The sequence below is a fragment of the Pseudomonas sp. B21-032 genome, assembly GCF_024748965.1.
Lineage (GTDB): Bacteria > Pseudomonadota > Gammaproteobacteria > Pseudomonadales > Pseudomonadaceae > Aquipseudomonas.
Genome location: NZ_CP087180.1, coordinates 2,972,791 through 2,985,751 on the forward strand (window position 1 = coordinate 2,972,791; position 12,961 = coordinate 2,985,751).

At 64.6% G+C, this 12,961-nt stretch carries 12 protein-coding genes and 1 pseudogene; 5 read left to right on the forward strand and 8 right to left on the reverse strand.

Going from position 1 to position 12,961, the window contains the following annotated elements:
• Positions 1-30: 30 nt before the first annotated feature.
• Complete coding sequence (locus LOY54_RS13570; RefSeq protein WP_258606699.1) at positions 31-1,095, forward strand: sugar phosphate isomerase/epimerase; 1,065 nt, start codon at positions 31-33, stop codon at positions 1,093-1,095.
• Between the two features lie 31 nt (positions 1,096-1,126).
• Positions 1,127-2,383, forward strand: a complete 1,257-nt coding sequence (locus tag LOY54_RS13575) for an MFS transporter (RefSeq protein WP_258606700.1) — start codon at positions 1,127-1,129, stop codon at positions 2,381-2,383.
• An 8-nt stretch (positions 2,384-2,391) separates the two neighbouring features.
• Here the strand turns inward: LOY54_RS13575 and LOY54_RS13580 are convergent, their stop codons facing one another.
• Positions 2,392-4,293, reverse strand: a complete 1,902-nt coding sequence (locus tag LOY54_RS13580) for a potassium transporter Kup (RefSeq protein ID WP_258606701.1) — start codon at positions 4,291-4,293, stop codon at positions 2,392-2,394.
• Positions 4,294-4,445: 152 nt separating this feature from the next.
• On the reverse strand, positions 4,446-5,327 hold the full coding sequence (locus LOY54_RS13585; protein WP_258606702.1) for a Dyp-type peroxidase: 882 nt from the start codon (positions 5,325-5,327) through the stop codon (positions 4,446-4,448).
• Between the two features lie 126 nt (positions 5,328-5,453).
• Between LOY54_RS13585 and LOY54_RS13590 the strand changes: the two genes are divergently transcribed.
• From LOY54_RS13590 to LOY54_RS13600, 3 genes and pseudogenes are all read left to right on the forward strand, one after another.
• Complete coding sequence (locus LOY54_RS13590) at positions 5,454-6,362, forward strand: bile acid:sodium symporter family protein (RefSeq protein ID WP_258597751.1); 909 nt, start codon at positions 5,454-5,456, stop codon at positions 6,360-6,362.
• A 25-nt stretch (positions 6,363-6,387) separates the two neighbouring features.
• Positions 6,388-6,711, forward strand: a pseudogene (locus tag LOY54_RS13595) (TauD/TfdA dioxygenase family protein); the annotation flags it as partial.
• A 10-nt stretch (positions 6,712-6,721) separates the two neighbouring features.
• Positions 6,722-7,282: a TauD/TfdA family dioxygenase gene (locus tag LOY54_RS13600; protein ID WP_258606703.1), complete on the forward strand. Its 561-nt coding sequence runs from the start codon at positions 6,722-6,724 to the stop codon at positions 7,280-7,282.
• 13 nt (positions 7,283-7,295) lie between these two features.
• Here the strand turns inward: LOY54_RS13600 and LOY54_RS13605 are convergent, their stop codons facing one another.
• From LOY54_RS13605 to LOY54_RS13630, 6 genes are all read right to left on the reverse strand, one after another.
• On the reverse strand, positions 7,296-8,096 hold the full coding sequence (locus tag LOY54_RS13605) for an AraC family transcriptional regulator (protein WP_258606704.1): 801 nt from the start codon (positions 8,094-8,096) through the stop codon (positions 7,296-7,298).
• On the reverse strand, positions 8,097-9,014 hold the full coding sequence (locus tag LOY54_RS13610; RefSeq protein ID WP_213601227.1) for a pyridoxal-phosphate dependent enzyme: 918 nt from the start codon (positions 9,012-9,014) through the stop codon (positions 8,097-8,099).
• A gap of 79 nt (positions 9,015-9,093) precedes the next feature.
• Positions 9,094-9,558, reverse strand: coding sequence for a sterol desaturase family protein (locus LOY54_RS13615; protein ID WP_258606705.1), 465 nt, complete (start codon positions 9,556-9,558; stop codon positions 9,094-9,096).
• 54 nt (positions 9,559-9,612) lie between these two features.
• On the reverse strand, positions 9,613-10,554 hold the full coding sequence (locus tag LOY54_RS13620) for an HlyD family secretion protein (RefSeq protein ID WP_258606706.1): 942 nt from the start codon (positions 10,552-10,554) through the stop codon (positions 9,613-9,615).
• Positions 10,555-10,557: 3 nt separating this feature from the next.
• A complete protein-coding gene (locus LOY54_RS13625) occupies positions 10,558-10,758 on the reverse strand; it encodes a DUF1656 domain-containing protein (RefSeq protein ID WP_010226052.1) in 201 nt (66 codons plus the stop codon).
• Positions 10,748-12,895 (reverse strand): FUSC family protein, encoded by a 2,148-nt coding sequence (locus tag LOY54_RS13630; RefSeq protein WP_258606707.1) that lies wholly within the window; start codon positions 12,893-12,895, stop codon positions 10,748-10,750. The genes LOY54_RS13625 and LOY54_RS13630 overlap by 11 nt, the downstream gene beginning before the upstream one ends.
• Between the last annotated feature and the right edge of the window lie 66 nt (positions 12,896-12,961).

Genomic DNA, 12,961 nt, shown 5'->3' on the forward strand with positions numbered 1-12,961 from the left:
GAACCGGTGCCCGCACCAGGAACGACTCGAATGAACACACTACAAGAACGCTTCGCTACGTTACTGAACCACAATGCGCAAGGTGCCCAGGCGCCGCTGCTGACCCGCGAGCTGGCCAGCCGCCTGCTTGAGCGCCTCGACCAGGCGCGGCTGTTTGCCCACGCCTATCCGCTGCTGACCAACCTCACCCACGGCCGCGTCACGCCGTTTGACCTGCTCGACTTCGCCTATCGCCATGAACTGGCCGGGCTGAGCCTGCACATGCTCGATGGCGAGCACAACAGCCTGTCGCAGATGAACGCCGGGCAGTTGTGTGCCTTCGCCGAAAAAGCCCGCGCATTGCAACTGGACGTGCACCTGGAAATCAGCAGCACGCGCAAGGCCGACGTCGATGCGGTGGTGGCCGTGGCCAAGGTCATCGGCAGCCGCAATATTCGCGTGTACTCGCGTTATGAAGGCCTGCTCTCGCAGGTCATGGACCAGATCGGTGGCGACCTGCTGTACCTGGCCCGGCTGGCCGATGCCCACGACCTGCATTTTGATTTCGAGCAGCATGAAGAGCTCAAGAGCGACGAGATCGCCCAGTTGCTGCGCCAGGTCAATCATCCGCGGCTCAATGCCCTGTTCGATTTCGGCAACATGATCAATGCCTGCGAGCAACCGCTGCAGGCCCTGCACAACCTCGCCCCGCATATCCGCCAGAGCCACCTCAAGGGCGTGCGGGTGGTGGCCGAAGACCAGGGTTTTGGCCACTGCGGGGTACTGCAGGGCAGCTCCGAGGACGAGCTGCCCGGCGCGCGCATGCTGTTCGAGCTACTGATGCTCGGTGAACAGCAGCCGCAAGTGATCGCCTTCATCCTCGAACAGGAAAACCACTACCTCGCCCCGGCCTTCCGCCAGCGCAACGAGCCGGCCGACCCGTTCATTGCCTACCGGGAAATGAGCGACACGCCGCTGCCCGCCGGCCTGACCCTCGAGCAGATGCTGGCCGGCGAACAGCGCTGGGCCAACAACCAGGTCAGCTACGTAAAGACCCTGCTGGCCGAGTTGCGCACCCTCGCCGAGTTGACCCTGGCCAGCCCTGCCAGCCTTTGAGCCCCTACCCCGCTACGCCTGGAGAATAACAATGACTGCGCAAAACAAGGCCAAATGGTTCAAGTTCCTGATACTGATCCTCGGTGGCGGCACCGTCTACAAACTGGCCAACCTCAAGGATGCGTTCTACGTACCCATGCAGGAGTTCATGGGCCTCTCGCACACCCAGATCGGCTTGCTGCTCAGCGCCAACGCCATCATCGCCACTGGCCTGTTCGTGGTCGGCGGCATGCTCGCTGACCGTTTTGATACCCGCAAGCTGATCCCCCTGGGCCTGATCGGTACCGGCGCCCTGGGCCTGTACCTGGCCACCTTCCCGCCGTTCAGCAGCCTGATGCTGGTGTTCTGCCTGCTGGCGGTGTGCGCCGACTGCATCTACTGGCCGGCGCTGCTCAAGGCCATTCGCGGCCTGGGCAACGATCAGGAGCAAGGGCGCATGTTCGGCCTGCTCGAAGGCGGCCGCGGGGTGGTCGACACCCTGGTGGCGTTTAGTGCGCTGGGTGTGTTCGTTGCCCTGGGCAGCGGCGAACACGGCCTGAAAGCGGCGATCCTGTTCTACGCGCTGATCGACATCGCCGCCGGGGTGCTGACCTGGTTCTTGCTCAAAGGCAATCAGGCCCAGGCCCAGACCAGCGCCAAGAACCCACTGGCCAACCTTATGGAGGCAATCAAGGTGCCGGCGATCTGGCTGGTCAGCTTCAACGTGTTCATGGTCTACATCGTCTACTGCGGCCTGACTTACTTCATCCCCTACCTGAAGGAAGTCTACGGCCTGCCGGTGGCACTGGTCGGCGCCTACGGCATCATCAACCAGTACATGCTGAAGATCCTCGGCGGGCCGGCCGGCGGGTTTATCGCCGACAAGCACTTCAAGAGCCCCAGCCGCTACCTGAAGTGGGCGTTCCTGGCGCTGCTGCCGATGATGGCGATCATCCTTCTGGTGCCCAAGAGCCCGGGCTTCATCTATGCCGGCATGGCCGCGACGCTGTCGTTCGCTTTCATCGTGTTTTCCATGCGCGGGGTGTTCTGGGCGCCGATGGGTGAAGTCGGGATCGCCCCGCACATCACCGGCTCCGCCTTTGGCATCGGCTGCCTGATCGGCTATGCGCCGGGGATGTTCGCCTACGTCGGCTACGGCGCGCTCCTTGACCACTTCCCCGGCCAGCAAGGCTACAACTATGTGTTCATCGCCATGATGCTGCTGGCGCTGATCGGCTTTGCCATCGCCAGCCGCCTGCAGCGCCTGGTGCGCAAGGCGGCGCCGCTGGCCGCAGCGGCCACCGCCTAGGCCCCGGGCTACATCTCGACCTGGGTGCCCAGCTCGATCACCCGGTTCAGCGGCAGGTTGAAGTACTTGAGGTTGCTGTTGGCGTTCTTCAGCAGGAACGCGAACAGCGCCTCGCGCCAACGCGCCATGCCGATGCGCCTGGTCGGGATCACCGTCTCGCGGCTGAGGAAGTAGGTGGTCACCATCGGGCTGAAGTCCAGCTCCTTGAGGTGGCACAGTTGCAGCGCCGCCGGTACGTCGGGTTCTTCGATAAAACCGAAGTTGAGGTTGACCCGATAGAAGCCCTCGCCAAAGGCCTGTACTTCAAAACGCTGGGCCACCGGCACCCGCGGCCGGTCCTGGGACACCACGGTGAGCAGCACCACCCGCTCGTGCAACACCTGGTTGTGCAGCAGATTATGCAGCAGCGCGTGGGGCACGGCGTCGGCGCGGGCGGTGAGGAACACCGCAGTGCCCTGCACCCGGTGCGGCGGTTGCGCAGCCAGGCTGCTGATGAACAGCGGCAGCGGCAAGGCCGATTCGTCGAGGCGCTCGACGATGATCTTGCGTCCGCGTTTCCAGGTGGTCATCAGAATGAACAAGGCGATACCGGCGATTACCGGGAAGGCGCCGCCCTGGAAGATCTTCGGCGCGTTGGCGGCAAAGTACAGGCTGTCGACCAGCAAAAAGCCCAGCAGCAACGGCAGCGCCAGCCAGCGCGGAGCCTTCCACAGCAGCAGTACCACCGCCGAAGACAGCAAGGTGGTGATCAGCATGGTGCCAGTGACCGCCACGCCATAGGCTGCCGCCAGGGCGCCGGACGACTCGAAGCCGATCACCAGCAGCACCACGCCGACCATCAGTGCCCAGTTCACCGTGCCGATGTAGATCTGACCCTGCTCCTGGCTTGAGGTGTGCTGGATGAACATGCGCGGCACGTAGCCCAGCTGAATCGCCTGGCGCGTCAGCGAGAAGGCGCCGGAAATCACCGCCTGGGAGGCAATGATGGTCGCCAGGGTGGCCAGGGCAATCATCGGCAGCAGCGCCCAGTCCGGAGCCAGCAGGTAGAACGGGTTGCGGACCGCCTCGGGGTTGCCGAGGATCAGCGCGCCCTGACCGAAATAGTTGAGTACCAGCCCCGGCAGCACCAGCAGGATCCAGGCGCGGGCAATCGGCTTGCGGCCGAAATGGCCCATGTCGGCATACAGCGCCTCGGCGCCGGTCAGGGCCAGCACCACCGCGCCAAGAATCGCCACGCCCATGCCCGGGTGGACGATAAAGAAGTTCACCGCCCAGGCCGGGTTCATCGCCAGCAGCACTTGCGGGCGCTGGACGATGCCATAGATGCCCAGCGCGCCAAGCACGCTGAACCACAGCACCATGACCGGGCCGAAAATGATCCCGATGCGTGCGGTGCCATGCTTCTGGATCAGAAACAGCGCCACCAGCACCACCACCGCCAAGGGCACGACCCAATGGTCGATGCCGTCAAAGGCCAGTTGCAGCCCCTCCACCGCCGACAGCACGGAAATCGCCGGGGTGATCATGCTGTCGCCGTAAAACAAGGCCGCGCCAAACAGCCCGAGCAGCACCAGCACCCGGCTCAAGCGCGGGTACGGCGCCGCCGCCCGCCGCGCCAGGGCGGTCAGGGCCATGATCCCGCCTTCGCCCTGGTTGTCGGCGCGCAGCACGAACAGCACGTACTTGATGGTCACCACCCAGATCAGCGACCAGAACACCAGCGAGAGGATGCCGAGCACACCGTCATGGTTGGCCTGCACGCCGTAATGACCGGCGAAGACCTCCTTCAAGGTGTACAGCGGGCTGGTGCCGATATCGCCATAGACCACGCCGGCGGCGGCGATCAACAGGCTCAGTGACGAAGTTTTTACGGGGGAATGGGCGCTTGCGGAAGTTGCGGCTTGGCTCACGGTCAGACGTCTCGAAGAAATGCGCCGGCAGTATGGCTTTGTGCTTGACGCACCTTCGTAAAAAGTCCGTAAAATTTTCTTACACTTGTACGGGCCTCATCGCGGGTCAAGCCCGCTCCTACAGGTCTGCATCGACTTGACCCGCGATCGATCTACCGCCCGAGCACAGCGCTCAAATCCAACCCATGCTCGCCCAGCGGCGGGCACCAGTAATAGCCGCCAGTCAGCGGCCGGCTGAAGCGGTACAGGGCATCGACCACGCCATCTTCCAGGCCGCTCATGCGCCGCAGCTGCACTTCGAACGCATCAAACGAGTGACCGAAAGCCAGGAACGCCAGGCCGGCACCACGCTCATCCGCCCAGGGCATTGAGCGGCGGACGATAAAGGCTTCAGGGGCGAAGCTTTCCTGGGCGGTGCGCTTGACGTGGGCCGACTCCGGCGCGTCGTCGAGCTCTTCGTTGTCGGCCTTGCGCCGGCCGATGATGTCGTCCTGTTCGGCTTGCGGCAAAGCTTTGAAACAATTGAGGTCATGGCGCCACAGCTGGAACGCGGCAAAGCTCGAACCATTCAAGCCTGGTACCTCGCTGGCAAGGATCGCCGCTTCGACGGCGGCCTCTTCCACCGGGTTCTCGGTGCCGTCTTCATAGCCGGTCAGGTCGTGGCCGCTCTTGTGGCGGAAAGCATCGGTGGCCTCGACCCGTTTCAAGGCCGGGGCCAGCAGTTGCTCGAGCGCCTGGCTGTGCAGCCACAGCTCGCCACGGTCTTCACCGCGCAGCCACAGCCACAGGTCGTGCTGGGTGCAGGGGTTGTCGACTGCCGCGGTCAGCTGCGGAAACCCACGCAGGCCGTCGATGCTGCCACCCAGGGCCTGCACCAGCGGCGCGCCGAAACCGGCTACCACACGGCTGCCATCAACCTGCTGCAGCAGCCCATCGAGCACGCCCGGCAATGCTGCGGGCGAGTGCAAGGTGAAGAACAGGTGGCGGGCCTGGGCGGGAACGGGGGCGGCGAGAATGCCTGGCTGAAACTGCATCGGGTATCGGGTCCTGGGGCAAAAGCGCCGATGCTACTGTTTGCCGGGCATAAACCGCAAGATCTGTAATGGATATCGAAATCCTTGCCTACACTGGCGGACACCGCCTTCTTGTGAGTCCGCGCCATGACTGCATCGCCCTTGCTCAGTGCCTTCCTGCCCATCGCCCTGGGTTTCATCATGCTCGGCCTGGGGCTGACCCTGACCCTGGCCGATTTTGCCCGGGTGGTGAAGTTCCCCCGGCCGGTGCTGATCGGCCTGGCCTGCCAGATCCTGCTGCTGCCGTTCATTTGCTTTCTGATCGCCAAGGGCTTTGGCCTGGCCCCTGCTTTGGCGGTCGGTCTGATGCTGCTGGCCGCATCCCCTGGCGGCACCACCGCCAACCTGTTCAGCCACCTGGCCCATGGTGACGTAGCCTTGAACGTGACCCTGACGGCGGTCAACTCGCTGATTGCGATCCTGACCATGCCGCTGCTGGTCAACCTGTCGCTGGCCTACTTCATGGCCGCCGACCAGGCCATCCCGCTGCAGTTTGCCAAGGTGCTGCAGGTGTTTGCCATTGTCCTGGTGCCGGTGGCCATCGGCATGCTGATCCGCCGCCTGGCGCCGGGCTTTGCCATGCGCATGGAGCGGCCGATGAAGATCATCGCCGCGCTGTTTCTGGTATTCACGATTGTCCTGGCAATGGTCAAGGACTGGCAGACCGTCGTCGACTATGCCCCGGTGGTAGGCGGCGCGGCGCTGCTGTTCAACCTGCTGAGCCTGGGCGTCGGCTACTGGCTGCCACGGCTGCTGAAAATCCCCAAGCGCCAGGCGATTGCCATCGGCATGGAGATCGGCATCCACAACGGCACCCTGGCCATTGCCCTGGCGCTGAGCCCGACCCTGCTGAACAACTCGACCATGGCCATACCGGCGGCAATCTACAGCTTGATCATGTTCTTTACGGCGGCAGGCTTTGGCTGGTGGGTGAGCCGTGGACATGACCCCGACCCGGTTGCAGCCGCGGTGCGCGATGAACTGCAATCCCGATGACAGCAGGCCCACACGAGTGTCCGTCATGAGCGAATTCATCTACTGCCATCCCGACCACAACCGCGCAGCCGATTACCGCCACTTGCGCGTCTTGCCCAGCACCGGCGCCCTCGGTGCCGACGTCGAGGGCCTCGACCTGAACCGCCTGGAGGACGCCGGCTGGGTCGAACTGCGCCAGGCGCTGCTGGCGCACAAGGTGCTGTTCATTCGCGAGCAGAACCTGCGCATTGCCGACCTTGAACGGGTCACCCGACAGTTCGGCGAATTCGGCCACGAGCCCTACGTGACCACCATGGCCGACCATCCGCACGTGGTGCACGTGGTCAAGGAAGCCGCCGAGAAGGCACCCTTCGTGTTCGGTGGCGCCTGGCACAGCGACTGGACCTTTCAGCAGCGCCCGCCGGCCTTCACCCTGCTCTACGGCCACGACACCGCCTTACGGTGGCGATACCTGCTACGCCAACCTGGCACTGGCCTATCAATGGCTGTCAGCGGGCATGCAGGCGCTGCTGGACACTCTCGATGCACTGCACAGCCCCGAGCGGGCCTACGGGGTCGGCGCCAACCACAACGCCCTGCTGGAAAACATGGCCATCCACTATGGCAGCGACACCTCGCAGGACATGCGCAGCCACCCGCTGGTGACCCGTCATCCGCAAACCGGCGAGAAGGTGCTGTTCATCAACCCTGCCTACACCGTTGGCATCCAGGGTTTGCGCAGCGAAGAAGCCAGGCCGCTGCTCGACTACCTGTTCAACCTGGCCACCGCACCCGCTTTTACCTGCCGCATGCGCTGGCGTCAGGGAACCCTGGCGATCTGGGACAACCGCAGCACCTGGCACCTGCCGATCGCTGACTACCATGGCATGCGCCGCGAGATGTTCCGGACCACGGTTGCCGGTGATGTGCCCAGGCGCTGAGAATACGCCCGGGTTAGCGTTTCAGCACCTTCAGGCCCCGCGGTGGCGCGCCGTAGGTGCGGCGAAACAGGCGGCTGAAATGGGCCTGGTCGTAGAAGCCCAGGTCCAGGGCAATTTCACTCAAGGGCTGCCCGGCCAGCACCCGCGGCAAGGCCCGCTCCAGACGCAGGTGGGTCAACCATTGCTGGGGCGGCAAGCCGCAGTGATTGCGAAAGCGGCGCAATAGCTGCCACGGGCTCAAATCAACGAATGCAGCCATTTCTTCCAGGCTCGGCGGCTGATCCAGGCGCGACTCCAGCCATTCACGCAACTGCCGCCAACGCTGTGGATCAAAACCGTTGCTGTGCTCGTTCACTTTGAGGGTGGAACCCAGCCCGAGCAGCAGCGCCAGGGTTTCCCACAGGTGACTTGCAAACGCCAGCGGGTCGTGCTGCTGGTGCAAACCATTAAGCAGCTGCTGCAACTGCGGGTGGCGCAGTTGCAAGGCATTGAGGTTGGGCAGGCCCTGGCGGCCGTCGCTCAGGTCACGGCTGACCTCGGCCAGCCAGGCAGGATCAAGGGTCAGGATACGGATGCCGTAGCCCTGGTCATCGGCACTGGCGCCGTCGTGCACGTGCTCCGGGGCCATCAGCAGGATGTCCCCGGCCCCGGCCAGCTGGCGCGTGCCGCCAGCGGCGTAGCGCTGCTGGCCGGTGACGATCAGGCCGATGTGGTACTCCAGGTGAAAATGCCGGGGAAAGGCAAATTGCTGGTAACGGGCATCGATCAGGCGTACGCCTGGATGCCCGGGAGCCTGATGGACGACGCTATCCAACTAGCAGGCCGCGCGCCATTGGCGGATCTGGTCGAGGGTTGCGGTGACGCCACCACACACGATCACCAACACCTTCTGGTGCTGCTTGAGCTCGGCCGTGGGCGCGTACGCCAGGGCCAGGGCTGCACCGCAGGCGGGCTCGACCAGGATGCGCTGGTCGAGCAGGAACTGCTCGCAGGCCTCCAGCGCCGCCTGGTCACTGACCACATGGCTGACCACCGGCCGCTCCTGGCTCCACTCGAAGGCGCGCTGGCACACTTGCTTGGCCGCCAGCGAAGTGGCCACGGTGTTGACCCCGTCCAGCGCCACCCGCTGCTTTTGCGCCATGGCCGCGGCCAGCGATGCGGCGCCGCTGGTTTCTACGGCAAACACCGGCACCTGGCCCCAGCCGTTGCGCGCCAGGCCTTCACAGACCCCCGACAACAAACCACCGCCGCCGACCGCGACCACTACCGCATCGGGCTTGAAGCGGGTAGCGGCGACCTCGTCGATCATGCTCGCGTGGCCTTGCCACAGCAGCGGGTCGTCGAAGGGGTGGATATAGGCGTCATCCTCGCCCATCAGCGACAGCGCCAGGGCATTGGCCTCGTGCCAGGCCTTGCCATGCACGATCACCTCGGCCTGTTCCTGGCGAATCAGCTGCTTGGCCCGCTCGGTGGTGGTCTCCGGCACCACCACGGTCACCGCCAGGCCGAGAATGCGCCCAGCCACGGCCACGGCGATGCCGGCATTACCGCCCGAGGACGACACGAAGCGGCGCTTGCCCTGCTGGGCATAGGCTTCACAGGCAGCGCCAATGCCGCGCAGCTTGAACGAGCCGGAGGGCTGCAGCGCGTCGAGCTTTAGCCAGACCTCCAGGCCACTGGCCAGGCTCAACGGACGCGAGGCGATCAACGGGGTTTCGATGTGCAGGCTCATACGCTTCTCCATGTACAGAACACTACTACCTTACGCATGCGGCACCGGACAATCTTGTATGAAATTGCGCGCCTGCGGGTCAACCCCGGCGCCGCGCGCGCAATTGCTGCTTGATCTTGTGCATGGGCGGTGCATACAGGAACCCGAACGAGACATTGTTATCCCGCCCCTTCAGCGCATGGTGGAGCATATGCGCGCGGTACAAGCGCTTGAGGTAACGGTTGCGCGGCCGTGGCGCAAACGGCCAGTGGCGGTGGACGATGCCGTCATGGACGATCACGTATATCACCCCGAACGCCGCCACGCCCGCCCCCACCCACTGCAACGGCGCATGCCCGGCGCGGCCGATGGCCACCAGGGCCAAGGCGATCAGGGCCAGGGCCAGCAGATAGACGTCGTTGGTTTCCAGCGCCCCCAGGTGCGGCTCATGGTGCGAGCGATGCAGGAACCAGCCCCAGCCGTGCATGATGTAGCGATGCGCCAGGTAGCCGATGCCCTCCATGGCCGTCAGGGTGCAGAGAAATACAGCGAGGTTGAGGATCATGCGTCGAGCTTCGCGTGGCTGGGCAGAAACGCCGCAAAGCCTACCACCTCGACCCTATTCGCGCACCGTCACCGTCGCCGTGGTACCAGCCCGCAGGTCGGCTTTGCCGGCAAAGCCTGGGTCGATGTCGATGCGCACCGGCACCCGCTGGGCCAGCTTCACCCAGGTGTAGCTGGGGTTGATGTTGGCCAGCAGGCGGTTGCCAGGGGCGTTCTCGCGGTCAGTGATGGCGTAGGCGATGCTCTGCACCGTGCCCTGGAAGCGTTCGCCGCTCATCAGGGCGATGTCGACCTTGCTGCCCGGATGGATGCGCGGCAGCTTGGTTTCCTCGAAATAGCCGCTGATATGGAACGAGCCGCTGTCGACCAGCGCCAGCAATGGCCCGCCGGCCGTGGCGTAGTCGCCCTGGCGGGTCAGCAGGTTGGTCACATAACCGCTGACCGGGGCAACAATCTGTGTGCGTTGCAGGTCAAGCTCGGCCTGGGTCAAGGCGGCAGTGGCCAGTTGCACGTTGGCGGTGGCCAGGCTCAGGTTGGCCTGGCCGCGCATCAGTTCGGCCTGGGCCACGGCCACGTCGGTGCTGGATTTCTCCCATTCTTCACCGGAGATGGCAAAGCCTTGCTTGAGGGTGCGGCGCCGTTGTTCTTCGCTCTGGCGCTGCTTGAGCAAGGCCTGGCTTGAGATGATCGCCGCCTGGGCCAGGCCTTCGCTGGCCTGCGCCACTTCGATGGCGCGGCGCGCATGTTCGACCGCCAGGGCATAGCGCTCGGGGTCGATTTGCAGCAGCAACTGGCCTTGGTCGACGTGCTGGTTATCCGCCACCTTGAGGCTGACGATGCGCCCGGCGACATCCGCCGACAGCGTCACCACGTCGGCGCGCACCCGCGCATCGCGGGTCCAGGGCGCGCGGGTGTAATGCTCCCAGGCAAACCAGCCGAGCAGCAGCGCCAGTACCACCACAACCAGGGTCGAAACCTGGGCCACAAGTTTGTTCAAGGTTCAGCTCCCCATGTACAGGATGATCAAGGCGCACAGGCAGGCGTACAGCGCGCCTTCAAACAATGCCGGGTGCCAGACCCGCTGCATCACCCCAAGCTTTTGCAGCAGCCAGAGCACGGCGATCAACAGCGGTATGGCCAGCAACAGGGCCTGGGCGATCGGCGGCAGGTAGACGCCGCCAATCTCGAAATCAATGGGCAAGGGCCGGGGCTCCTTCGGCAGCGGGTTCAAGGTAGGGGCTGTAGTGACGCAAAAAGCCTGCGATCACCAGCAACGCCACACGAATGCGAAACAACGAGCGCAACTGCTCGGCCGGCGCCTGCAGTTGTTCGCCGTGCAGGTTGTCCAGGTGCTCGCCCAACGCCTGCAGGGTCTGCAGCAAGTTTGGCAGCACCAGCGCGGTGCGCCCGGCGATATAGCGGCCGGTGTTGCGCAATACCTGCTCAAGCTGCGCGCGCAGGGCCTCGGGCAGCAATGGGTTGGCCCTGCCCTGCTCCTGCAACTGGCGCAAGGCCACGCCCAGGGCCATGCACGCCAGGTTGACCTCGAACAGCCCCCGCGAGCGCTCATCACGGGTCGCTGGCAGCAGGCCGATAATCAGGGTCAGGCGGTCGAGCATGCGGCTCTCAAAAGCGAACTGGCGCGCGTCCGAGGCCGGGCCCTTGAGCAAGGCATACACCTGTTCGCGGGTTTCACGAAACAGCCGTTCGATGCGCAATTGCGGGTTGAACGGGAAAATCCACGCATACACCATCAGCGACAACGCCGCGCCACACACATAGGCACCAGCGAATTCGAACCATTGCATCGCGGTGTTCTGCCAGGCGCCGATGTTCTGCGGGCCGAACAGCAAGAAGCTCGACAAGCCCAGGCCCATGCCGATGCCGGCGGTCATCGGCCCCGACAGCCCCACCGCCACTACATAGAGCAAGGGCAACAGCAGCAGCGCGAGCATTTCGAAATCGACCACCTGCGGGATCAGCCAGAACTGGTACAGCGCCGACACCAGCAGCGCCAGGCCCAGGCCGCGGGCGTAGTTCTGCGCCGCCATCAGCGGGCGCGGAAAGGTCGCCATCAACGAGCAGAGGATGCCCATCAGAATCATGCCGGCGCGGGCGCCGTCCCAGGCGGTTTCGATCCAGATCAGCCCGGCCGCGACCAGGGCAATAAAGGCGCGGCTGGCGTTCATCGCCGCCAGGCGCCAGTCCAGGTGCAAGGGATTGCTGCGGCCCTGGCGGTACAGGCAATCGCCGGCACGGCCTTCCTGGATGGCATCGCTGAGTTCGAGCATTTCGCCGAGCTGTTCGAGCAGGCGCGCCTGCTCCCAGCGCAAGGCCCAGGCCAATGAGCGAAGCGGCGTTGGCAGGTCGTTTTGCAGCTGCTCGGCCTGTAGCGCGGCCTGGTCGAAACGCCGCTGCAAGGCGCTGAAATGCTCGCGTGCCTCGGCTGGCAAGGCCCGGCCCTGCTGCGCCAGTTGGTCGAGAAAGGCCAGCTCGTCGGCCAGCAAGCGGCTGATGAACTCCGGGTAACTGCCCTGCCAGCGCTCGGCGATCATCAGCTTCTGGTTACGCAGCACCGTCAGCCGCGAGCTGAGCAGCACCAACTGGTTGCCGAGCAGTTGCACCAGGCCGTTGGCCCCGCGCAAATGCGGGGCGTCGAAGTACAGGTGGCGGCGCAGGCCTTCCAGGGCGCTGATCTCGCCAAGGATCTGCATCTGCCGCTTGCTGAACTCGGCCGCGCTCTCTTCACCGCGAATCGCCGCCGCAGCGTGGCTGGCCATCAGCTTGATGAGGTTGTCGACCTTGGCAAAATAGCCCGTGGCTACTGCCTGCGGCCGTGCACTGAGCAGGCTCACCGCACACACGCAGGCCACCGCCAGCAGGGTTTCGGTGACCCGGGTAATGGCCAGCATCAGGGTGTTGTCCTGCTCAGGGATCGCCAGCATCGCCACCACCACGGCGGTAAAGCCGCTGAGCACAAAGGCATGCGAGCTGGTGTAGCGCAGCAAGGTGCCGCCGGCGGTACACAGGGCCAGCCACAGGGCCAGGGTGATAATGAACGGCAATGGCGCCTGCGCGAATACCGCCATGATCAACACCGCCACCGCCGCGCCGAGGGTGGTGCCGAGCACCTGGGCGAAGCTGCGTTGCAGGGTCATACCGCCCAGCGGCTGGCTGACGATGAACACCGCCATCACCGACCACTTCGGTTGGTCGAGGTCGAAGATGAACGCCAGGTACAGGGTCAACAGGCAGGCAACGATGGTCCGCAAGGCGAAGCGCAGGGTATCCGCACCGGGATGCAGCACCAGCCGCCAGTAATTGATCAAAGGTTGCACACAGGTCTCTCGAAAGTCCTTTCAGGGAACAGTAGCTTTTGAAGCGCACCTGGGAAAGACAACACG